Genomic DNA, 21,658 nt, shown 5'->3' with positions numbered 1-21,658 from the left:
ATCCCCCTCTTGCCGATCGCACCGCGGCCCTACCCAGATGAGCTGATCTCGTCATGGCAGGCCAGGGTGGCTTGTCGCTATGGATGCACGCCGGGCGAAATCGAGCATTGGCTGGGGCATGAGGATCGGCCGCCGGCTTCCGGCAGTTTCGAGTTGCGGGATTTTCGCCCGGATCCGCTGGTCCTCAGATCGTGGGCGCGCACCGCCAGACTAAAGATCGCTGAAGTCGAAGCAATGATGTTGAGCCGATCGGTGAGATCGATCGCCTGGTATGTTACCGACCGCAGGGAGCAGGGGACTTGCCCCGATTGCCTTGACGAGGACGTGTCGGTTGGCCGGGATCACTATCTTCGCCGTGAATGGGCTCATGTCGAAACAGCGGTTTGTCGGAAACATCGCTGCATGCTGCAAGATTGGTGTGGCCACTGTTTCGCCCGGGACCGCTTCCGCTTCGAATGTATCGAGGAAGAGGCGCGGCTCATCTGCGGACACTGCTCGACCGCGGTATCGGGGGGACAAAAGAAGGTCGAAGGGGCGGCCACGGTAGATTTCCTGCTCATACTGACGGCCGCGATAGACGCCGCTATCGAGGGGAGGGAGGGCGGCGGCGCACTGGATGAGATAAAGGCTGCGATCGAAACCTTGTGGTCGCCGTCACAGACAAATGGCAAACCGTTCATTGCATGGCTTGACCTGAAGTTTCCCTTTGGACGCATTCCCGCTTTCACCGCCCGCAGTAACCCTCTCGTCTACCTGTCGCTTCCATGGCGCATCGTCACATTCATGGCGGTGGCACAGTTGCTTGATCTGGCGCAGGCAAGGCAATGGCTCGGACCGCCACCTTCTTACCTCGAGCGAGAGTTGGCCAATCGTAAACGCAAATCACTGCCGCAGGCCGCCGAAACGCCCCATTCGGTTGGAACTCTGGAAACTCTTCCGAAGCTCAGGCTCAGACCCGATATCGAGTATCATCAACTGGCCGAACAGATCCTGGCCAGCCAGGATTGGAAAGCGATGTCGGCCATAAAGGGGAGTTCGCGGGACAGGAAGCTCGGGCGCCTTATGAGCCAGGCACTCAAGAGCGAACGAGGCCGAAACGATGTGCCTCGTCCAACAGGGCCCTGACGGAAGACGGCTGCCACTTCCTACCACCACGCACCGGCCGCTCCCCCATTTGGTCCAGTTGCGCGGCGATGTCGCGCAACGACAAAGCCGGATCGGCGATGGTGATCGCGGCAACCAGCTTCATGAGATGATCCTCCGGGGCGCGACGCGGCGACCGGGCAAGCAAACCGGGATCGGCCAGTTTCTCGCGCACCATGCGATGGACGGCACGACGCAGCCGTTCAACGGTCCAATCGTAGCCGCGGCGATTGAGAACCCGCACGACATTGTCCCAGCTGTGTTGAGGCCGAAGCTGCCGCACGGTCGGCAGCCATGTCTGTGCCGACGAAATCAGTTCGTCGAGATAAAGTTTCTCGCGTGCTTGCGACACCGCCTTGATCGCTTCCGGTCGGCGCTCGCGCAGACCGGGATTACCAGCGAGCCGGCCGCGCGCTTTTGCAGCCTTCATGCCGGCCTTGGTTCGCTCCGCAATCAGCGCGCGCTCAAGCTGGGCGACGGCGCCGAGCACCTGCAGCGAAAACATGCCCTGCGGCGTGGAGGTATCGATTGGATCGCGCAACGAGCGGAAGTGAACGCCGCGCCCTTCGAGGTCCTCGATCACTTGAAGCAGATGGCTGACCGATCGCGCCAAGCGATCGAGACGAACGACGACCAGCACATCGCCGGGACTAAGATCCTTCAGCAACTTGGTGAGCACCGGTCTTGCGCGTGATGCTCCCGATCCGTGCTCCTGATGAATGCGATGGCAGCCCGCGTCGCGCAACTCATCGACCTGGGCGTCGTTGAGCTGATCGTCGGTCGAAACCCGAGCGTATCCGATCAGCCTTGGCAGCGGGGAAGGGGAGCTGACGGTTGCAACCTGTGGCATTAGTCTTGGCTCGTTTTTGATGGCGTTTGTACAGATAATGAATGCGTGAGAAAACGCCGGTTTGCAAGCGTGTTTTATAACTTAAATAGGAGGCCTTGCAGCGCATTTTCCGATCCGGGATAGGCAACGGACCCATCCGGGCCACAGCACGCCCGTCGGCAGCCCTCCACAGCCGAAATGCCCCGAAACTGCCTGTTTTGCGAGGGGTCGAGCGCTGGGCTGCCGCATTGGGCCAACGTTGGCGAGATGTGCTTTGGGGAGGGGGGCTCGGCCGAACGGTTCGGCGAGCCATTTTCCACCCAATGAAGCGGAATATTCCACCGATCCAAAATGAAAAGGTGGGCAAAAGCCTGCATTTGTGGGGTTTCCGCCGATCCTCAAGGACTGACATACAGGTTTTGCGACTGCAAAACCATCACTATCGATACTTGATACTTATCGATGGTTAGACATCGTTCCAACAAAACCATCATGTGATGAACTCTAATTGCCATATAGCGTTCGTTTAGCAAATCATTTACTATGATTTCAATGTCTTACGATTTGTCCAAATTGCCCATCTCAGGCCTGCTGCGGCCGATTTCGAACGCCACCGCAGCGCTGGCCCGCCTTGACGAGCGCATTGCCCGCTCGCCGGTCGGGCAGGGCTGGATCGAACGCATGAATTTTGCCGATGCCTGCGCCTCGCTGTGGATCGACGGCGAACTCGTGCATCTCGAAGACCTGGTGCTGCATGACGCCGGCGCCGACATCCGGGCGCCCACCCATGAGCTCACGATCGCCCACGACGTCCTGCGCACCCGCCACCGGATTTCAGCGCAACCGCCCGGTTGGGCGCTCAGCGCCGACGGTCTGCGCAGCCTGCGCGGGCACGACTTCGTCGCCGGCACGCCTGCAGCATCACATGGCGCCGACAGCACCGTTGCGGTCGACGCCGGCGGGCTGGATGGCAGCGCGAACGGAGGAGGGGAGGGGGAGAACCGCGATGATAGCGTCAACCCGCTCGAAGCAGAGTTCGCCGCCATCGACGCCGTGCTGGCGCGATCCGAGGCGGCGATCACAGAGGCGCGGGTGCCGAGTCGCGTCGGCGGCGGCGAGAAGGATCCGTTCGTCTATGATCTCGATTGGGACGAGGACGAACGGCTCGGCGAATGGCGAGCCGTCCTGCGCGAGCTCGACAGTTTTCCACCCGTGCTGCAGGCGATTGTCGCCCTCGATGCCTGGAATACACTTGAAGTCCTGCAGCATGCCCCCTGGCTCGGCCGGCCGCTGGCAGCATCAATACTGCGTCAGGCCGGCGTGACGACCGGAGCGCATCTGGCCGCGTTCAATCTTGGCCTGAAAACCATCCCCGTCGATCGGCGCCGGCATCGCAATCGCGACACCCGGTTGCTGGCCATTCTCGCCGGCATCACTGCCGCAGCCGAGCTTGGCCTCAACGAACACGACCGTCTGGTTTTGGCCCGGCAATTGATGGAGCGCCGGCTGATCGGCCGGCGCCAAACGTCGAAGCTGCCGGAGCTGATCGAGCTGGTGCTGTCGCGGCCGCTGCTCTCGGCCGGGATGATTGCCGAGACGCTCGACGTCACTCCGCAGGCGGCGCTCCGGATCGTCGGCGAGCTCGGGCTGCGGGAGATGACTGGCAGAGGGCGGTTCCGGGCGTGGGGCGTGTTGTAGCATTCTTAGCGCTTGCCATGCTCGGTTCATATTTTCCCGCAAGCGCCGCTTTGTCCTGTCGCCGGAAACGTTCCGCTACTCGCTGTGATCATCAACTTGACTTCCGCTTTCTTACCGTGCTGATCAACGCCTCGATCGCAGGCCGCAGTTTGTCTTTCTCCACCATCGATTGCAATGACAAGAGTCGGCCCCGCGGTTCCTTTCGACATTCGGCGCAGCCAGTGTCGAGCATCGTGAGGAGTCAGTGTCCATTCGAGTTCTCGCGAAAAGAGGTTCGAAACGGCCTGAAAGAGGCCCGGACCAATATCCTGAAGCATCAGAACGGCCAGTTCGTCGCTCGAAGTCGTCCGCAGAGCTAATTCGCAGAGCAAGTTTGTCTTGCCGCTTGCTGGTGGTCCGACCAGGACAGTGAAAAGATCGACTCTTGTAAGCGCATTGATTGCTTGCTCGGTGGCCTCGCGCGGAAAAATCAGGTCGCGAGCGACGGGGCGTCCTGCAGCGCCAGGCGGATCGGTCCACGTCTCGATCAATCCGGCGGTGCATTTACGAACCGCGCGCGGCCATATGTCGACCTCGCGGCCCATTAACGCCTCAATCGCCCAACGCATGTCGGCCGCGGCAACCTTGCCAACGTTCTCTAGCAAGTTTGTAATGGTGGCGTTGTCGTAGTCTCCAGCATCTAATCGCCGAGCGGTGTTGCTGTCGAAAAGCTGTGTGTGCTTGCCATTGCTAACAATCAACAGTGGGGGGCGCGGCGTGAGCATATTGGCGTAGCTTTGCGCCTGCTCGTAGTCGGCTTCTTGTAAAGCAACCGTTTCCCGCTTCACTTCAAGGACCGCCAGCGGTCGGTCACCGTAAAAGATCAGGATATCGGCTCGGCCTGTCTTCTCCCAAAGGGCCGCGCTGTCGAATTCAAAGCTGTCATGTCCGAGGCGAATTGTGAACCGCCGTTGCTGAACAAAATCGTTTTGTGAGAACGTAGGCAGAGCAGCTGCTAGAGCGCTGGTAATTCGGCTCTCTAGCTCCGCTTCAGTACGCAGCCCGCGGACATCTCGTCCTCCTACCTGCTTCTTTTGTCCGTTCGCCGATCTCGGCTTTTTTGGTCTCGTCATCTTTAGAGCTTCTGCAATGGTTTCAACGGGGAGGGGTCAGGAGTACGTGCGCGATAAGGAGAGGCCGCGAAAAGCAGATAAACCGCGAGCTTCAGCGGCCGGCATTGGTGCTCCTATCCTGCTTCGCGTTGTGTCTCGTCGAACAAGCCGGCGGCACGCACCTTAGCAACACTCTCCAGCCCATGCTTCGCTTGTTTGATCGAAGGGCGTCGGCTCCAACCACCTGCGGCATAGTTGGCGAGCGTCATGCAGATGCTGGCCAGCTTGAAATGCAGCACTCCGCTACGCTGACCGGCCTCGGCCGCCGCCACCCAGACTGCCGATGGAATGCGCATGCATTCCTCGATTCGATCATAGTCAGCTACCTGGAGAGTTTGTGCGCGTCTTTCCGCCAAAGCGCCGGTCGTGGTTGAGGTGCCGTTAAGCTCTGCCGGGAGCGGATCCGACAGGGTCGGCAGGTGATTGCGGACTTCAGCCCAGCAGTCCTCTTTCTTGAACCATTCCGTGGGATTGTGGTTACCGACGCTTGCACGCAACGCCTGATCGATCAGCGGAGCCCAGGCGGAGATGAGGGCCTCCATCTCGTTCGACAGCTTTTGTTGGCGCCAGACAAAGTCGAAATCGATGCGGCCGCCGGTGCGCTCTCCAAGCGCGGCGATCAGATATGCGACAATATTCACGCCATACGCAGGGAATTTTACCGTTCGGACCAGACGCTCAGTCGTACGATAAAGAATAGTGAGCGCAATCAGCCGGTGGAACCAAGCAGTGTCCGGAGGTGGAGCGGTCAGCTCCTTGCGGCGCTGCATGAACGCCTGGAAGTTTTTCTGACCGCCAAAAGCGACACGCCAGGGGAAGCCGTCCCACGCCGACAGATAACGTGCGAGGTCGAGCTTATCGAAGCGTCGGGACTTTGGCGTCTGCTCGCGGAAGGCGCGCTGCTCGGTAGTGCGGTAAGAAGCCTTCTGCTCGGCTGCGAGCCATGATCCGCGCGCGCGCTCATAAAACCAGCGCCCGCGCCCGCTTTCGAGCCACTCGTTGTTCGCCAACGTCTCCACCTCGCGGTGGAACGGGTCGCTGGCCGAGAAGTCGGCCTGCTGCACAGTATTCTGTCGGTTCGCTGCGCGGGAGATCGAGGAGACTATTTGCGCCAGATCCCCCTCGGTCACTCGGATAATCTTGACCGGTACCTCCACCGCGCCAAGCGCAACGCTTTCCTTGCGCCGTGCACGGTGAAGCGATGCCGTCGTCTGTCCTCCATTGACGATCTGCAGGCCCCGCAGACCGGTCAGGTACACCGCGCCACCCTCATACTCGAGCCGGACCTCATCGGCAGTTGCGACCACGCCGTTGTTGTATGCCAGAAACATCTCCGGCTGTTCGACCAGCGTGCGGCGCAGTTCGGCATTTACCGATTTGCGCCCGGAAAGTCCCAGAAATGCGCGCACGTTCAGCTCGAGGAGGTGCGTGCCATATCGATCGTAGATGCGCGACAGCACCTCTCCCGGGAAAGCCGCAAGGAACGCGTCGTAATGCCCTGCCCCCGAAGCGACCGGCAGACAGGCGATGCGATGACCGGCCAGGGCGACAAGGTCGACGTCGATATCACCGCGGGTCTGGCCTTCTCCAAGAACTCTGTGTAGCCTGACAATGTCATAGAGCTCGATCTCGATCGACTTTCCATGACTATCGACCGTCGCGGGCAGTGTGCCACCTGCAATGCAGTCGGTCAGCACGACGATCCGGAAGCGGTCGATGCGCTCGCCAAGCGCCGCCACGCGACGCGCGAGGTCCCCAGCCTCTGTGTTGGAAGGCTCGATGCGGTCTGCAAGCCCGCCAATGCATGCAGCGACATAGGTGCCAGCCTTTTCTGCAGTCTTTAGAAGGTCTGAGGCGGGAACGCGACGCGGCGGCACGTCGCCCGAGTAGTGCGTCGCGAAGAGAGTGAGCTGGCCAGCGTCCTCATCGATCACATACCCACTGATCCGGAACGGTGACCGGCCGACCTTCCCCTCTTGAGGTAGATCAAAGGCCGCCTCGAAATGACCAATTTCCTCCAGTTCATCGATGACTATGCGGGTGAAGAGCGCCTCAGTCGACGGGATGTCTATCGTCGGATCATCACGCGCCTCATCAACTTCGTCCGCCAGCGCTCGAGCGAATTCCGACGTTGCATTCTCACTCATTGCCCGTCCCCCCGAACGTGTCTAACACCGTTGCCATGTCGACGGCAAAGCCGGCCAGCGCACGCACCTCAACCTGATAGGTGGCCTCGGCGATACCGAGCGATACATCGTTCCTTAGAAGCCGCGGGAAGCCATCGCTCACCGCGTAACCATCAATCCCGGCGCAAGCGACCCGCGGCCCAGCGTTGGCGTCGCCGCCCGGTAAGAGTCCGCGACGCAAAAGCGCATTGCGAAAAGCACTACGCGCCCGCTCACCGTTCAACCGTTGTTCGATCCGGGTGGTGATCTGGCCGAGCGTGTCGCCGGCAACCGACTCTACAAGACGGACGTGCGCGATGTGCAGCGAGGCAAGCCCGGCGTCGTCAAGCTGATCGAGCGTCGAAATATGGAGTTGTCGCGTCGGCCCCAGTGCAGTCTTGACCTCAAGGCCATGACCGGAGAGCACGAAGTCATGCAACCCGTCATCGGGTGCCTTCCACGCGGCGACCGCTTCAGCGTTCTCATCGAGCAGCCGATCGAGGACGAGGAGCTCACCGATTAGGCCAACCATCTCGTTTCTCGAGAGACCACCAGTCTGATCACGCAGAAACGCTCGCCACGCAGCGAGGCGTGCGGCGAGGACGGTGACCAATTCTTTTTCGCCTTCATCTTCCCAGCGCAGGACGGAGCGGATGCAATCGCTGCAAATCTCGGCGAAAAGATCACGTCGGGAGGGTTCTTCGAGTGAGAGGACAAGCAGGAGGCCAGCAGGATCAGCGGCTCGCGACAGCCGCAGGCCTGCGGTCTCAAAAGAAGCGATAGAATTACCAGCGCCACCCGGCAATGCAACGAGACACGGCGCGCCGTCGGTTTCTCGCAGACCCGCGCGGAGGTCGAGTTGCGCGGGTCGGGAAAGCCGTCGCGTGCGATACAGCCGGTCCCCCGGAGCTACAGCAGCCAGCTCGTCCCACTCCCCCAGTAATGCGGCCGCATCAGGAGTCATGCTCATGGTGCCGCGCGCTGCTGGACGGTATTTTCCAGGCGCCAGTTGGCCGAAGCTGTCGGCGAGGTCGGGAAGCTCACCACTACACCCCAGAGTGGGATTCCAGGTTCAAGGCCGGCGCCTGCCGGGTCGATCGGATAGAGAATGAGCAGACCGCGACGCGGATCCTCACCCCGGACCCTTCGGATCCAGGGACCGGCCGGACGGTCGGCGGGAGGCTCGCCCTCGTCGGCTAGTACCTGATCAGTTTCTGCCTGCGCGCGGCGATACTGATCGTCACTCAGATCGATGGCCTCGTCGAGCGGGCTGAGGATCGACTTGGTGATAAATCGCGCAGTGGTCGAACGGGCGATCGGAGAGCGACGAACGCTGGGCAGATCGCGCCCGGCCACCTGCACAGTGGCCCCGACACCAGCCGGTACGAACACCGTCCAGTCGTTCAGCTCGCCCCGCCCGAGCTGCGTAGTGATATAGCCCGCCATGCGCTTTCCATCGACGTCGCTGCTCTCCGGCGGAAACGCCAGGGCCTCAAGCAGCGCGGCGACACGGTTGCCACGAACATTCCGCCAGATGAACCCCGCAGCCGGTGGTCGGCCTCCCGGCCGGGCCGGATCGATCTCCGGATCCTCCAGTTCCTCGAGAAGGCCGTCGACAGCCGCAGCATTCGCGATCGTAGTATCGGCGTCCCGGTATTGCACCGTCTGGATCTTGCCTTCGCCGGCGTAGCTGACGGGACGAAGCACAGCATGCCGCCGTTTGTTCGCAGCCGTCACGTTCATGATACTGTGGTCAGCGATGCTGAGACCGTAGAGTTTGGGAGTGCCAGCCGTAACGCGCATATGTGCCAGTTGCGCGCGGAGATCCTCGTTGACCGTAGCCAAATGTCGGAACCAGGTTTCCATATCGGTGGTGGTGTACAGCCGGCAGAGATCGGCATAGCCGCGGCGGTAACCGAACCAGCGCCCCATCTGCAGCAGGCTGTCATACTGACGGGAGACACGCAGGAAGTAGCTTGTCGACAGACCTTCGAGTGTCAGCCCACGTGACAGCTTGTCGCCACCAATGACGATGACCGAGAGGCTCTGCCCGGCAGCGTCGGCAGCATCATAATCGACGCCCGTGCGGCTGCGGCCGTTGGATACCGCGACCTGAATTCGGTCAGCCTCATCTCCCAGCCGTGCTGCGACCACATCCCAGCCGATCCGACGCACAGAACGCCCGTACACAGACGATGCCATCGCCTCGGTGGTCGGTTCGAAGTCCTCGCGCCACAGCCGCTCGAGCTCCGCCATTTCGATCGGATCGGCCGCAGCGATCGCATTGCGGATCGAGCGAAGCTCTCCTTCGACCTGGGCATGGACCGGGTCATGGACATCCTGAAATCGCGAAACATGCACAAGCATGGTCTTGTGCGCGTTGGCTTGGCCGCGCGCGGCCCGTGCTGCGCAGCAGACGACAAAGCTGCGGATCGCCTCCGCGAGGCTCGGCGGGACTCGCATCACGCCCCGGTATATCGGCCGCAGCGTCTTATCGTGCGGGTCAGGAATCCAATTCTCAGCGGTCTGGTCGAGATGGCGGATGACAGGCAGTCCCACTGAATCAGCGTCGTCGTCGCGACCGAACACCGCGAGTGGTCCGAAATAATCGTCCGGAGCGGACAGCGAAACGATAAAGGCGGAAGGAAATAGGTCGGCGCCATAGTCCTCAGCCGCACGCTCATCATGGATCATGATGTTGGCGAAGGGAGTCGCAGTGTAGCCGACATAAGCACTACGCCTGAACCCGCCGAGCAGTTTGCGGATCTCGCCGTTGATGCGTTTCGGATCATAATCCTCATCGAAGCTGCCGTCCGGGAGGAAGCCCTGATCTCCCGTGTCAGGCGATGCCTGATCAGCCTCATCATCGATCACTAGCAGTGGTGCGTTGCGCGACTCCTCGGGCAGTCGCGCGATCCAGCGATTGAGGTTCTTGAGCACTGCGCCGTTCTTCTTGACGACAAACACGAACGGGCGGTTAGCCGGCGCGAAATTTGAATTTTGCGCAACCGTGCGGTTGAAATCGCCGTTTAACTGGGAGGTAGTCAGACTGTCGACCAGCTGCACCGGTCCCGGCAACAAGCCGACGCCGACCGGCCGCCGCCCCCCGCTTCCTGCAACCCCGGCGGTATCGAAGCCGAGAAAATCCTGGTCGAGACGCAACTGGGTCTGGCGACGCAGGATATTGTGCATGCCCGCCAGGACGATAATTACGCGATACCCGGCATCAGCGGCACGGTTGATGACCCCTGCATAATGCGCGGTCTTGCCCGACTGAACATTGCCGACTACTAGGCCGCGCCAATTCCAGGGCACATCCCGGTTCGGATCGTCGATCAGCTCGAGCACATCTGCGGTGCTTTCTTCAAGCACCTCAAGCGCGCGCGGCGCCCACCCGCTCTCGCCCAGCTTCTGCAGATAGCGCGAGAAAAAGGCGCCCGGGCGACGACGCTCGCCAAGATACCAGGGTGGCGGTTGCGTTTCTCCGAGCAGCCGGATCGACGGTCCCTGCGCAACCACGAAAAGGGCCTCAAGATCGCGCGTCGCTGCTTGAATCTCGTCCTCGGTGAAACTGTGCCCACTGGTGAGCCCCACAAGCGGGGCCGAGGCGCGCACCACCGCCATGATCTCATCCGTGCCCAGCGTGCGGTCGCCGGCTCGCGGACCGAGTGCAACGCGGGCAGTGTTCGCAAGCTGTGTGACCGGATCCATCAGCTCAATTCTCCCCCAATTTTTGGATGATGGCAGCGCGCAACGCAGGCTGCGCGACGCCAAGCGAACGTAGCACCGAGTCGAGCCGATCTCCACTATCGTCCATCTTATTCATGCTGCGCACCAGCGTTGCAAGCGGTGCAGCGAGTTCGGCAATCTCGGTTGCCACCGGTTGCGCAGGCTCTGCGCCGCCCTGCTCGACGACGTCCAGCCAAATGCGTTCGACCGGAACGGTGAGTTCGAGGGCAGAGAGCAGTCCTTCAAGCAGCCTCGATTCGGCGCCGAGCGCTTCAAACACAGCAGAAACTGCAGGATGGTCCCGTCGTACACGATAGCGTGGCACGGCCTTGGCGCTGCGCGCTTCCCATGGCCATGCTCCCCCATCAGCGTCGCCCCGGCGGCCCTCGCCGCCCGACCTGACACCGCGCCAAGCGAAGACCTCGCGAGCGCGCCGCCGGCAGTCCGCGCCAAGACCTGCTAATCGTGCCCGCGCCCAGGCGGGTGGTCGAGCGACAGACTTGCGAATATCGATCCGCCACGCCTCGTCCATCGCGACGGGGAGATCGAGAGCGATACGCGCGAGCCGACTTGACTCCTCGCGGGTCCAGGCCCGAGCACCGCCGAGGCCAAGCCAGCCTCCAGCCGAGACGAGGCGGTCGCCGCGGTAGACATAGAACCCCTGCCGTTCGATCCAACCGCCCTGGCCGCCGGCGTCTTCCCATTCGCGTTCACTCGCGAACCGGTCACGATGAGGAAGAATATATGGCCGCGCGGTGATCGCGCCGTCGGGACTGCGAATGATATCACGCGGCAACGCAATGGTTGCATCATGTCCTCGGCAAAACGGATCCCAGGCTGCAAGGGGCCGGCCGTTAACGATGATCGCGAGTCGCCGTGCTTCGCCACTTAAAAAGCGGTGAAAGGTCATCGCAAGATGCGCGCGGATGTCGGAGATGCGGTCATTGAACGCATCGCGATCAAGGCCCCAGAGCCCGCCGAACCGGTCCATCCGGCCCCAACTCACCAGCGTGCCATCACCTGACGACTCGAATTCGGCCGCCAGCTCACCTGGAGGCGACTCGTCAGGCGCGTCGGCACGCCATTCTTTCCCGACGTGGTCGACATCCCAGGCCAGCCGGGCGACCACGCCCTCGCGGCGCGACGCAACGGTCAGCTCGCGGCACTGGGACAGCGAAGCAGTCTTCAGTCCCAGTCCAAACCGGCCGAGATCTCCGCCGTCTCGTTCGGCGTCGGGTCCAACGCCCCCAAAGCGCATGGCCTCAACGAGCCGATCAAAGCTCATGCCGGCACCGTCGTCGAGAATTTCGACAATTGGATTGCTGTCGCGCCATTCGAGACGGATACGGACCTGCCGCGCGCCGGCGGCGAGCGAGTTGTCTACTAGATCAGCGAGCGCGGTTTCGGGTGAATAACCAAGACCACGTAGAGATCTCAGCAGTGCATGTGGTGATGGCGTGATCTCGACAGGACGCAAAAGAGAATCTCCGATGGCGGCAGTAGCAACGCGTGTCTACCAGCGCGTACCTGAGTCGGACGGTGCGGAGAGTGGACCCGACGGACGCGAAACCGCGTTTTTGCAATTCTGTCAGCCCGTCTGGGAACTCATCCGATCCTGCACAATCGCCTCCGGCCATGCTATGATGAAAAGTGGTGCATAGTGGTGCGATCTGGTGTATCACGGTATTAAGGAGTATCGCAATCTTGGCAACAGTTAAAACCGTCCGCACAACCGTATTACTGCCAGAAGGCGTGCATCGCCAAGTGCAGGCGTTGGCTGCTGCCAATGATGTATCCTGTGCCTGGGTGATTCGACAGGCAGTTCTGCATTATCTTGCGACGAAAGCCGGCCAGACTGAGTTGCCGTTCGGAAGCGACCGGTCATGAGCGCTGACCCGAAAGTCATCCGCCAGAAAATCCAGCGTTTGCACGCCGGGGCGCGCCCTCGCGTGCTGGATCTCTTCTCGGGCTGTGGCGGGATTTCGCTTGGTTTTCAGGCGGCGGGTTACGAGATCGTCGCAGCGATCGAGAATGATCCTGAAGCGGCCCGCTCGCACGGCCTCAACTTCCATCATGGCGAAGACCGCCACAGTATTGCGCGCGATATCACTGCGACATCTCCTGCCGATCTTACCACGGCGCTTGGTCTCGGCTCGGCGGCGAGCGCCTTCGATGTCATTGTCGGCGGTCCACCCTGTCAGGCATTTGCGCGTGTTGGACGCTCAAAGCTGCGCGAGATAGCCGAACACCCCGAGGCGTTCCGGCATGATCCGCGCGCGCGGCTCTATATTGAATATCTCGCCTATGTGGAGGCTTGCGCTCCGCTCGCGGTGGTAATCGAGAACGTGCCGGACATGCTCAATCATGGCGGTCATAATCTCGCTGCAGAGATCGGCGAGATCCTCGCCGGCAAGGATTATGTTGTCCGCTACACGCTGCTCAACGCAGCCTTCTACGGCGTGCCGCAGATGCGTGAACGGATGATCCTCATCGCAATCCGCAAGGAGCTTGCGGACGATGTCGAGTTTCCCGCGCCGACGCACTGGATCGACCTGCCGTCCGGTTATCAGGGGTCGCGCGCTGTTGCGCTAAAACTGGCGACAGGGAAGGATCTGCTCACTGCGGCGGCCGGCGGCAGCGGATATAAGGCTGCGCCCGAAGCTGATGAAACCCTGCCGCCCGCGGTCTGCACCCAAGAGGCCATCGGTGATCTTCCGGAAATCATGGCGCGCGAACTACTTGCCGAAGGGACGCTCCGGCGCGGCACGCGGCGACTCGATGCGATGCTGCCTTATGGTGGGCATAACCAGCAGAACGACTATGTGAAGGCGATGCGGGCTTGGCCCGGGTTCGAGGGCGGCTCGCATGTGCGCGACCATGTGATCCGATACCTCCCGCGCGACTATCGTATCTTCGCCGGTCTGAAGCCGGGTGATCAATATCCTGAGGCGCATCGCTACGCACTGAGCTTGTTCGAGTCCGAACTTGATCGGCTCCAGGCGCTGGGTGAGCGACCGGAAGACGGCGGTTCCGAATGGGATGCTCTCAAGGCCGCTTTCGTGCCGCCTTACGATGCCGGGAAATTTCCGAACAAGTGGCGCAAGATGGAAGCAGTGACGCCCGCCCGTACGCTCCTCGCGCATCTCGGCAAGGACGGCTACAGCCACATTCATTATGACAGCCGGCAGGCACGGCCGATCTCGGTACGCGAAGCTGCCCGACTGCAGTCCTTCCCTGACGGTTTCCGCTTCGCGGGAACGATGAACCCGGCCTTCCGTCAGATCGGCAACGCCGTCCCACCGCTGCTGGCGCGCGCGATCGCACAGACACTGCACAGGCAGCTCATAGGGGACGCAAGCTCAGAGGACCTGCCGCTCGCGGCGGGCGCGGGTCGCTGATGAGCCGGCGCGACGAGATTATCGTCGTCAGATCACTGGCGGAATCGGACCTGGGTATCTTCTCGGCGCACCGCCTGAGCGCCACCAGCAAGCAGCGCGCGATCGCGCTGACCACGCCTGTCGCGCGCAAGCTCTTGAGCGCGCAGCTGTTCGAAAACGGCGGCGCGGATATGGATTTGATCTGTGTCTATGGAGGCTATGGCAACCGCGAACTCAGGAACATTGGTAAAGTCGGCAAGAATTGGCGCCTCGGCGGCCGCAAGATCACGGCCAACGCTTGCGCTTTCCTCGACAGTAAGGATTTTGTGCTTCTGCGCTCAGTTGCGAACAATGACGGCGATCAGCCGATTCTGATGACCTTTATCGGCCGCCAGCGTGAGCGTCTGCTCCATGCGGGGATCGTTGCCAGCCTTGCCGTCGAATTTCGGGACAGCGTAGCCGTGCTGTCCGCGGGGTCGGATGCCTTTCACGCCTTGTCAGCTGCCTTTCCTGCCGTGCCCGCCGATCTGGCGGTCGGTGCGCCCTTGGCCGAGGACGATGCTGTCTCCCGGGAGCAGGCGGCCGGGAGCGATGGCCGATAGACTGACACTGGAGCAGCGCCGGCTCAATATGAGCCGCATCCGCGCGAAGAACACAGCGCCAGAATGGACAGTACGCCGGCTGCTGCACAGCCGCGGCTTCCGATACCAGCTGCATCGCGGGGACCTGCCGGGCAAACCGGATATCGTATTGCCACGGTTTCGCACAGCTGTCTTCGTGCATGGCTGTTTCTGGCATGGTCACGCCTGCTCCCTGTTTCGTACGCCGGCGACTCGCACAGAATTCTGGCTAGCCAAGATCGCTCTCAACCGCCAGCGCGATGCCACTGCGGTGAGCTTGCTCAAGGAACTCGGCTGGCGCAGCCTGTTGGTCTGGGAATGCGCGCTTAAGGGACGGGGCCGCCTGCCAGAAAGTCAGCTCGCTCAAAAAGTTACAGCCTTCTTGAACAGCGACGCCATGTTCGACGAGATTGCAGAGAAACGTATTTCACCGACAGCGGAGGAGATTTTATGAGCCAAGCCCTGCCGGTTCCGCCAACAGATCCGTCGGACGCGCTCGCTGACTTAAGCGACATTGCGTTGCTTCGATTGCGCGCCCGGGTGGCGGTGGAGCTCAAGCGACGCGGACTGGCGTTGAATGTCGGGCAGGTCGCTGAAAACCTTGCGATCGCCCTCTACAACGCTACTCCGGGTCGTCCCAATCTACAGCCTGCGCCGACCGGCACGCAGAATGTCGATGCCCTCTCCCGGCGCGGCGACCGCTATTCGATCAAGGGCGTGCTCGATGCGCGTAAGACCGGCACCGTCTATCCGGATCGCGATGACCGGGAGAAGCAGCTATTCGAATATTTGATCGTCGTGCGCATCGATTCCGACTGGCAGCTGCTGGCGATTTACGAGTTCGACTGGAAAACGTTCTGCGAGGTGCGCAGCTGGGACAGCCGGATGAATGCCTGGTATGTGGGGCTTGCAGCAAAGACCCTTTCGCGAGCGACGCTGTTCACGCCCCAGCCAAGCTAGTGCCTCGCCGTGAGCCTCTGAAACTCACGGGCGCGTCCAAGGGACTTTTCGTGCGGCCTTTGGGAAACGTGTGCGGCAGGAGTTCAATCGGCGCTGTGAATGTCGCGAAAACTTGCGATTGCTGGGACTAGATTGGCATGAACCCAGGCGGCCTTCTCGTCACGAGTGAAAAGTCCGTCGAAGTAAGTGGCATACACAGCGAAACCGAGATCGATGAGATCATTGCTCATTCGATCCATGCGCACCACCGCTTGACTGCCGCCGCGGATCCACCAGAGCAGATTGATCACTATCCCCAGTGCATACCGAAAGAGATAGGCCCGGCATACGACGGTTTCGTCGAGGCCCTCCCACTCGATTTCGTAATGGCCTGCCAAAGTTTCCCAAATCTGCAGCGCGGCACCGAAGACGGTGAGGACCATCTCTTCGGTGTACTTGCCGTTCGTCCTGATAGTCCGAATCTCCTTATGATTGAACATCTGCTCCTGCATCTCAGGAAAAGACGCGGCTATGTCCGTCGCGCCTTCGATCAACGAAGGTTGCAGGGTTCGCGCCCAATCCCATAACGAGTTCAATTGGGCCGCCGCCAGATCGCCCATCGGTTCGTCAGATCGTACGAGGCGAACAAGTTCGCCGATCTCGCCTTCAGGTCCGCCGAAGATCAGTCGGTTCAGATCCTCAGCGACCGTCGGATCCAAGCGCGATATATGGCCCCCGGACCGAAGGAGGATCACCTGCTCAGGATGATCGCCGACGACAGAAAGCCCCAATCTCAGCCCTTCCAAGGATTGCTGCTTGTAGAGTTCGTACCACGCGAAATCCGGGAGTATCGCCAGATTGCCGCTTTCTTGCTTAAAGTAGCGGCGGAGTTCGTCCGACTGCAGCATATTGCTGTCGATCACGTAGGCCTTCATGACCATCCTCGTTGAGCGGGTCCTAATGTGCCGTCGTCACGAGTGCTGGAATCGCTGCAGGAACTTGGATGGCAAAGCGTGGCCATCCGTGACAGTAAGACTCGGGACCACGACCTCATCGCCGCCACGCCGTCCGCAGCTCCTTGAGTATCGCCCGAAGCAGGCATTGGGTTATTCGACCACCTTTTGAGAGCCGCAGAAATCGATCCAATGCTCTTTCTGCCAAGTTCGCTAATTATGGTCCCTCGCGATTCAGAACTGGGTGGTTGAGACTAAATAAGTCATTTCTTGTTCGCGGAAAAGCCGCGGAGCTGTAGAGCAGTGTCTAGCGCTCCCAGCGTGTCTCGGTAGCGAGATACTCCCATACGACAGTCTTCACCGTCACGGCGTCGGACCAGTCTATAGAATAGCGGTAGCGACCGGGCTCGACCGTAATCCACCCGCCGACCATCGCTTCCTCGTCGATCAGTTGGACGGTCATGCGACTTCCGACTTCTGGCCAGACTGAAAGTTCCGCGCCGGTACCGACAGTCTCGAAGGTGTCGCGCTGCTCTCGACTCAACCGCTCCAGCGGTACGAATGCAACATGATAAGGTGCTTCGAGCAGCGGCTCGCCGATCTCGTGATAGGCGTGGCCCCGAGCGTTCTTTACAATGACGCGCCGTACCTTGTCGGTGTCGGGAAAGAGGGTGAACGGCTCGAGGTTTTCGAACAAAAGAAGCTGTCCGTTCGGCCTTCTCTTCAGGGAGCGGACTACGTGCCGGTTACTCCGAAGTATGGTTGCCGATTCGGGATGTTTCGTCGGATCCGGATAGAGGCTTCCAGCCATAACCGCGTGAAGCACGCAGAGAAGGTAGTTCTCGTCTGGCGAGAAGCTGGAATTGCATCGCCGACAGACGATAACCTGTGGCAGATAGTCCATTTCATCTCCCGCGCCGCTGTCATAGTCGGCGCCCCGTTCTCGAAGTGTCTTCGTCAGGAGGGACTTGGTCGGAACATGGTCGCGATTGCTTTCGATGTCGGCAATCACCGCGCCACAGTGGATGCACCAGGCCTTCAGCCGATCGTCAGTGAAATCCTCAATTTCCCGCACCCGCCGAATCCTTCGCTAGTGTTGTCTGTCTTCGCAGTGGGCGATCACCTGAACGAAGATAAGGAATCTACGCGTAACCCGCGAAAGCTGCTAGTCCGCTTCCGGGCAGCCGAGTCTGCCGCTGGAACATTTGAGATATGGGGCTTCGGCTAACAACGGGGTCGCCGGTTCGAATCCCTTCAAGGCGAAGGTATTTTCGCCAGTGGTCTTCGCGTTCGGGACTGTCAACTCATCCCCATTTTTGTCGAGCGTCGGCATTTTTCCTGAAAATGGCAACATCGTGAACGAAGGTCGCAGGGTCTTGATGAGCCGCGCCTTTCCATAGACGGCCTTTCCGCAGGGTCCAGCTTATCAGTGCCGATCGCTCGCCCTGTCAGACGGGCGCGACTTCAGACGCTGGCTTTTGAATGCTAACCGACGCGCTGTGGCAGAGTGCCACCCTCGTGCCCGGCGCGGCGTCGGTCACTGATATGGTCGCATCGATCTGCGCTGCGAGGGCCTTCACAATGCTGGTACCAAGACCGGCCCTGACGTTTTCTGATTCCGCCGGCATGCCGACACCGTCATCGATGACGGAGAGGGTCCATTCCGATCCATCCGACGCGTAGTGTACGCTGATCTTCCCGCTCCGCTGACCGGGAAAGGCATGTTTCAGCGCATTGATCACGAGTTCGGTGACAACCAGTCCAAGACTGATCGAGACGTCCGCCTTTACAATGCTCTCGTCCACCTTCACGTCCAATGAAACAAGGCTGCGGTCGTGGATCATCGATGCGCCGATGCTCCGGCAGAGATCGGCGAGGTAAGATCGCAGGACCACGTCCTCCAGGGACGAAGCTGCCAACTGACGCTGAAGCGCGGCGACCGACATGACCCGGTTGTGGGCGTCGAACAGATGGCCACGGGATTCCTCCGACTGCACCTTGCGGGCGCTTTGCATCAGGACGCTTGCAATGATCTGCAGGCTGTTGGCGACCCTGTGTTGAAGTTCTTGGAGAAGGATGGCCTTTTCGCGGACTAGGTCATCCTTCTGTCTCTCACTGTTGCGAGCCTCTGTGACGTCGGCAACCGACAGGAGTATGCGGACGGTCGTGGTGCCCGTTGCGCCCGGATAGTCCACCTTGTGGGCATTGACCACAAGATCGCGAACAGGTCTATCTGCCCCCTGAAGCCGCATCTCGTAACCGCTGACTTCGGCAAAGCCCGATGCTGTCGCCTTCAACAGCGAATCGAGTTGCGGGACATCCCACTCTCCCGAACCCAGTTCGGACATCTGTCTGCCATTCACGTTTGCCGGATCGATTTGGAACGCACGGCAGAACGAGCTGCTGGCGGCGAGAACAGCAAGGCTACCATCGAGCATCAGCAGGGGTGCGTCGGACGAAAGAATGACAGCGAGCGCGAAGTCGAGCGCCAGTTCCGGAGGGACTGCAGTTTGAATTGTCATGATGGCCCTTCATGGGCGTTCGAGGCTTCCAAAGCGAAAGCGGAGCACGCAGAAAATTCGACATGTCGCACGGACTTGCTTGGTCCTGGCCTCGTCTATTGACATATCACATCTATCGAGGAGCGGCCAACTATCTGAGCGTGAGATAGCAAAACTGATGATTCTCGTGAAGGGCGCCGGATTCGGCACTAATTCACGGTGTCGCCGACCTCGCGGTGGTGAAGGATTCGGTTCGGCGAGTCAGAGGCCGCCAGAGACTGCCACGATCTCCCGGGCGAATTGGTCGAGCGCTACGTGCCGCCCCATCCGCGAATTCTTGATGGACCCACACGACCTCGGGGGTCTCTGGTCCGGGGCAGACCCGTCCGGGTGATTTGGGGGATGGGCAAAGACCCCAACGCTTCCTATGATGTCTATCGGGTGGGCACAGAATGGCCACGTGAAGTCGTGCGGAAGTCGGCCAAAGACATAGCTTCGCCAAGCGCTTGGTGGATTTCCAGGTCGCCGGTTCGATTACTTTTGAGGCGACAGGTCATATTTCCTCTTCTAACCCCAAGCGGAAATCACGTGTTACCGTCCACTCAGAGCTTCGGCGTCAGCATGTCAAACCGATCCCGAATGGTGGAGCAGGTATCACCACCGAGACGGGCGATTGCGTCGATGACATCGGGATCAACGTGCAGCCGTTCATCGACAGCGCCTTCGCGATAATGCGCGTAGATAATTTCGCCCATGATGATCTGACGTGACTTGCCGAGTTCGAGCGTGATGTGGCGGCGGCATTCGAAGGATGCCGGCGCTTCCGCAATCCACGGCGATGCGACCTTGATGCCCGGCATGGCCGTCAGTCCCGCCTCTTTCAGCTCGTCGATGCCGCGCGGGTACTTCGCTGCGCATCTATGCATGGCTTCCGCGATGGCCACGGAGACGATGTTGACGGTGAAGACCTCGGTCATACGAATATTATGGCCGGTGTCCTTGAAGGACATGTCCGGATTGTTTTCGACACCCAGCGCCAGGATCGGCGGATCGGCCGACAGGCAGTTGAAGAAGCTGAACGGCGCCGCGTTGACGCGGCCAAGTTCATCGACGGTCGTGACGAGGGCGATTGGACGAGGGATGATCGTTCCGATCATCAGCTTGTAGCGTTCGCGGGCGCTGAGCGTCGTGAAGTCGAAAGAAGTCACCCCGCTGTTTGCAGGGGCTTCAGCAATATGTGCTGTCATTGTCAGAGACCTTTTATTCGAGCGGCATAGGGTGCCAGCAGGTCGCGGATGTCGCGTTCCTGCCTCGCTTCGAGCATGGCTCTCCCGGCGACCGACGCGAGATGGTGATCCATCAGTTCGTTGGCGCGTGAGGCATCACCGTTGACCAGCGCCTGCACGATTTGGCGATGTTCGTCCACTCCGCAATCGGCCGAGTGGGGTCGGCCATACATCGCCAGGATCAACGAGCATCGTGACACCACTTCCGTGACATATCGGATGAGAAGTTGGTTCCTGGTCATCCGCGCGAGCAGCAGGTGAAACTCGCCAGCAAGACGGATCGACTCCCGATCGTCGACGCCGGAAACGGCGTGTTCCTTTTCGATGAAGCTGTTCAGCGCGTCGATCTCGGCGGGCTTAAGCTTTCCGGCGAGGAGGCCGGTGACGGTGCATTCGAGGCCTCTGCGAACCATGAAGGTATCGAGGGCTTCCTCAAGCGTTGGGTTTGCGACATAAGCGCCCTTGTTCGGTTTCAATTCAACCAATCCTTCCACGGCAAGGCGTCCCAGCGCCTCCCGTGCGATGGTGCGGCTGGTTCCGAACGTCTCCCCGATTGCATCTTCGGGCAGACGAGCGCCTGGCTGTAATTTCTGTTCCATGATCGCCTGGCGAAGAGCGTCCTGAACGGCTTCCGTTCGCGAGCTGGGTGCGGCTGTTCGACCTGCTGCGGTCCCGTCATTGGCGGGCGGGCCTTTGCCCTTGGCGGTCGGATCGTTCACCGAACGAGCCGTTCCACCGCTCTGTGCATTGCGAGTGATCATTTTCCTGCCTTCTTCATTTCCACCCACGTGTTGAGAATATCCGTGGCTTGCCCGTCCATGCTTTGCGCGCTGGGCATCGAACGCTCGTTGAGCAGCGCGCCCGCCGCTTTGCGGACCTTGTCGACATCGATGGGATGCCGTTCCTTCTTCGTCAACCCCTCGAATGCTTTCCCGGCCTGGTCCATCGAGGCCGCATAAAACAGGCGCGATATGCCGGTGACCTCCATGGTGGCCACGCACATCGCGCAGGGTTCGCAGGAGGTGTACATATCGGCCCCGGTCAGGTCGACGCATTCCAGACGACGGCAGGCATCGCGCATGGCTTCGACTTCACCATGTGATGTCGGATCGAAGTTTGCCAGGGAGTGGTTCAAACCTTCCCCGACGATTTTTCCGTTGAGAACGACGACCGCACCGAAAGGCTCGGTACCGGGTTTCGTCAGTGCCTGCCGTGACAATTCCACGGCGCGTTGCATGAAGTCTTCATTGTAGGTCATTGGGTCTCC

At 60.6% G+C, this 21,658-nt stretch carries 19 protein-coding genes; 7 read left to right on the top strand and 12 right to left on the bottom strand.

Going from position 1 to position 21,658, the window contains the following annotated elements; translation table 11 throughout:
• Positions 1 to 9: 9 nt before the first annotated feature.
• Positions 10 to 1,125, top strand: coding sequence for a TniQ family protein (locus tag JTP94_RS14005; RefSeq protein WP_204851096.1), 1,116 nt, complete (start codon positions 10 to 12; stop codon positions 1,123 to 1,125).
• On the opposite strand, the gene JTP94_RS14000 is transcribed toward JTP94_RS14005, so the two are convergent.
• Positions 1,076 to 1,993, bottom strand: a complete 918-nt coding sequence (locus JTP94_RS14000; protein WP_204851095.1) for a recombinase family protein — start codon at positions 1,991 to 1,993, stop codon at positions 1,076 to 1,078. The two genes, JTP94_RS14005 and JTP94_RS14000, sit on opposite strands and share 50 nt — an antisense overlap.
• Before the next feature lie 522 nt (positions 1,994 to 2,515).
• Here JTP94_RS14000 and JTP94_RS13995 point away from each other — a divergent pair.
• The gene (locus JTP94_RS13995) at positions 2,516 to 3,670 is read left to right on the top strand and encodes an RHE_PE00001 family protein (protein ID WP_204851094.1); all 1,155 of its coding nucleotides are present in this window, start codon (positions 2,516 to 2,518) and stop codon (positions 3,668 to 3,670) included.
• Positions 3,671 to 3,696: 26 nt separating this feature from the next.
• On the opposite strand, the gene JTP94_RS13990 is transcribed toward JTP94_RS13995, so the two are convergent.
• The 5 genes from JTP94_RS13990 to JTP94_RS13970 all read right to left on the bottom strand — a co-directional run bounded on the left by JTP94_RS13990 (position 3,697) and on the right by JTP94_RS13970 (position 12,192).
• On the bottom strand, positions 3,697 to 4,782 hold the full coding sequence (locus JTP94_RS13990) for a type I restriction enzyme HsdR N-terminal domain-containing protein (protein ID WP_204851093.1): 1,086 nt from the start codon (positions 4,780 to 4,782) through the stop codon (positions 3,697 to 3,699).
• A gap of 113 nt (positions 4,783 to 4,895) precedes the next feature.
• Positions 4,896 to 6,968, bottom strand: coding sequence for an AIPR family protein (locus tag JTP94_RS13985; protein WP_204851092.1), 2,073 nt, complete (start codon positions 6,966 to 6,968; stop codon positions 4,896 to 4,898).
• Entirely contained in the window at positions 6,961 to 7,956 is a 996-nt protein-coding gene (locus tag JTP94_RS13980) for a PD-(D/E)XK motif protein (protein ID WP_204851091.1), read from the bottom strand. Before JTP94_RS13980 ends, JTP94_RS13985 begins: the two co-directional genes overlap by 8 nt.
• Complete coding sequence (locus JTP94_RS13975) at positions 7,953 to 10,760, bottom strand: Z1 domain-containing protein (RefSeq protein WP_246754941.1); 2,808 nt, start codon at positions 10,758 to 10,760, stop codon at positions 7,953 to 7,955. The genes JTP94_RS13980 and JTP94_RS13975 overlap by 4 nt, the downstream gene beginning before the upstream one ends.
• Positions 10,702 to 12,192, bottom strand: coding sequence for an ATP-binding protein (locus tag JTP94_RS13970; protein ID WP_204851090.1), 1,491 nt, complete (start codon positions 12,190 to 12,192; stop codon positions 10,702 to 10,704). Before JTP94_RS13970 ends, JTP94_RS13975 begins: the two co-directional genes overlap by 59 nt.
• Before the next feature lie 173 nt (positions 12,193 to 12,365).
• Here JTP94_RS13970 and JTP94_RS35910 point away from each other — a divergent pair, with 173 nt between their 5' ends.
• The 5 genes from JTP94_RS35910 to JTP94_RS13945 are packed head-to-tail and all read left to right on the top strand — an operon-like array spanning position 12,366 to position 15,672.
• Positions 12,366 to 12,602 carry a CopG family transcriptional regulator gene (locus JTP94_RS35910; protein WP_312038163.1) on the top strand — a complete coding sequence of 79 codons (237 nt, stop codon included), beginning with the start codon at positions 12,366 to 12,368 and terminating at the stop codon, positions 12,600 to 12,602.
• Entirely contained in the window at positions 12,599 to 14,113 is a 1,515-nt protein-coding gene (locus JTP94_RS13960) for a DNA cytosine methyltransferase (protein WP_204851089.1), read from the top strand. Before JTP94_RS35910 ends, JTP94_RS13960 begins: the two co-directional genes overlap by 4 nt.
• The gene (locus JTP94_RS13955; protein ID WP_204851088.1) at positions 14,113 to 14,694 is read left to right on the top strand and encodes a hypothetical protein; all 582 of its coding nucleotides are present in this window, start codon (positions 14,113 to 14,115) and stop codon (positions 14,692 to 14,694) included. Before JTP94_RS13960 ends, JTP94_RS13955 begins: the two co-directional genes overlap by 1 nt.
• Entirely contained in the window at positions 14,684 to 15,166 is a 483-nt protein-coding gene (locus JTP94_RS13950) for a very short patch repair endonuclease (RefSeq protein ID WP_204851087.1), read from the top strand. The genes JTP94_RS13955 and JTP94_RS13950 overlap by 11 nt, the downstream gene beginning before the upstream one ends.
• The gene (locus JTP94_RS13945) at positions 15,163 to 15,672 is read left to right on the top strand and encodes a hypothetical protein (protein WP_204851086.1); all 510 of its coding nucleotides are present in this window, start codon (positions 15,163 to 15,165) and stop codon (positions 15,670 to 15,672) included. Before JTP94_RS13950 ends, JTP94_RS13945 begins: the two co-directional genes overlap by 4 nt.
• 83 nt (positions 15,673 to 15,755) lie before the next feature.
• On the opposite strand, the gene JTP94_RS13940 is transcribed toward JTP94_RS13945, so the two are convergent.
• From JTP94_RS13940 to JTP94_RS13915, 6 genes are all read right to left on the bottom strand, one after another.
• Positions 15,756 to 16,586, bottom strand: coding sequence for a hypothetical protein (locus tag JTP94_RS13940; protein WP_204851085.1), 831 nt, complete (start codon positions 16,584 to 16,586; stop codon positions 15,756 to 15,758).
• A gap of 325 nt (positions 16,587 to 16,911) precedes the next feature.
• Positions 16,912 to 17,679, bottom strand: coding sequence for a hypothetical protein (locus tag JTP94_RS13935; protein ID WP_204851084.1), 768 nt, complete (start codon positions 17,677 to 17,679; stop codon positions 16,912 to 16,914).
• A gap of 373 nt (positions 17,680 to 18,052) precedes the next feature.
• The gene (locus JTP94_RS13930) at positions 18,053 to 19,126 is read right to left on the bottom strand and encodes a sensor histidine kinase (protein ID WP_204851083.1); all 1,074 of its coding nucleotides are present in this window, start codon (positions 19,124 to 19,126) and stop codon (positions 18,053 to 18,055) included.
• Positions 19,127 to 19,707: 581 nt separating this feature from the next.
• Positions 19,708 to 20,352 (bottom strand): flavin reductase family protein, encoded by a 645-nt coding sequence (locus tag JTP94_RS13925; protein WP_204851082.1) that lies wholly within the window; start codon positions 20,350 to 20,352, stop codon positions 19,708 to 19,710.
• 2 nt (positions 20,353 to 20,354) lie between these two features.
• On the bottom strand, positions 20,355 to 21,152 hold the full coding sequence (locus JTP94_RS13920; protein WP_204851081.1) for a GntR family transcriptional regulator: 798 nt from the start codon (positions 21,150 to 21,152) through the stop codon (positions 20,355 to 20,357).
• Positions 21,149 to 21,649, bottom strand: coding sequence for a nucleoside deaminase (locus tag JTP94_RS13915; RefSeq protein ID WP_204851080.1), 501 nt, complete (start codon positions 21,647 to 21,649; stop codon positions 21,149 to 21,151). The genes JTP94_RS13920 and JTP94_RS13915 overlap by 4 nt, the downstream gene beginning before the upstream one ends.
• Positions 21,650 to 21,658: the final 9 nt, after the last annotated feature.

This window comes from Martinezella lusitana (genome assembly GCF_016901135.1).
Taxonomy (GTDB): Bacteria; Pseudomonadota; Alphaproteobacteria; order Rhizobiales; family Rhizobiaceae; genus Rhizobium; species Rhizobium lusitanum_D.
Note: the sequence above shows the minus strand (reverse complement) of the source record. Positions and strands in the feature narration are given on the sequence as shown.

Bases quoted from the DNA above. Each gene is read 5' to 3' on its own strand.
- JTP94_RS14000 (WP_204851095.1), bottom strand. From the start codon at position 1,993: ATGCCACAGGTTGCAACCGTCAGCTCCCCTTCCCCGCTGCCAAGGCTG.
- JTP94_RS13995 (WP_204851094.1), top strand. From the start codon at position 2,516: ATGATTTCAATGTCTTACGATTTGTCCAAATTGCCCATCTCAGGCCTG.
- JTP94_RS13990 (WP_204851093.1), bottom strand. From the start codon at position 4,782: ATGACGAGACCAAAAAAGCCGAGATCGGCGAACGGACAAAAGAAGCAG.
- JTP94_RS13985 (WP_204851092.1), bottom strand. From the start codon at position 6,968: ATGAGTGAGAATGCAACGTCGGAATTCGCTCGAGCGCTGGCGGACGAA.
- JTP94_RS13980 (WP_204851091.1), bottom strand. From the start codon at position 7,956: ATGAGCATGACTCCTGATGCGGCCGCATTACTGGGGGAGTGGGACGAG.
- JTP94_RS13960 (WP_204851089.1), top strand. From the start codon at position 12,599: ATGAGCGCTGACCCGAAAGTCATCCGCCAGAAAATCCAGCGTTTGCAC.
- JTP94_RS13955 (WP_204851088.1), top strand. From the start codon at position 14,113: ATGAGCCGGCGCGACGAGATTATCGTCGTCAGATCACTGGCGGAATCG.
- JTP94_RS13950 (WP_204851087.1), top strand. From the start codon at position 14,684: ATGGCCGATAGACTGACACTGGAGCAGCGCCGGCTCAATATGAGCCGC.
- JTP94_RS13945 (WP_204851086.1), top strand. From the start codon at position 15,163: ATGAGCCAAGCCCTGCCGGTTCCGCCAACAGATCCGTCGGACGCGCTC.
- JTP94_RS13940 (WP_204851085.1), bottom strand. From the start codon at position 16,586: ATGAAGGCCTACGTGATCGACAGCAATATGCTGCAGTCGGACGAACTC.
- JTP94_RS13930 (WP_204851083.1), bottom strand. From the start codon at position 19,126: ATGACAATTCAAACTGCAGTCCCTCCGGAACTGGCGCTCGACTTCGCG.
- JTP94_RS13925 (WP_204851082.1), bottom strand. From the start codon at position 20,352: ATGACAGCACATATTGCTGAAGCCCCTGCAAACAGCGGGGTGACTTCT.
- JTP94_RS13920 (WP_204851081.1), bottom strand. From the start codon at position 21,152: ATGATCACTCGCAATGCACAGAGCGGTGGAACGGCTCGTTCGGTGAAC.
- JTP94_RS13915 (WP_204851080.1), bottom strand. From the start codon at position 21,649: ATGACCTACAATGAAGACTTCATGCAACGCGCCGTGGAATTGTCACGG.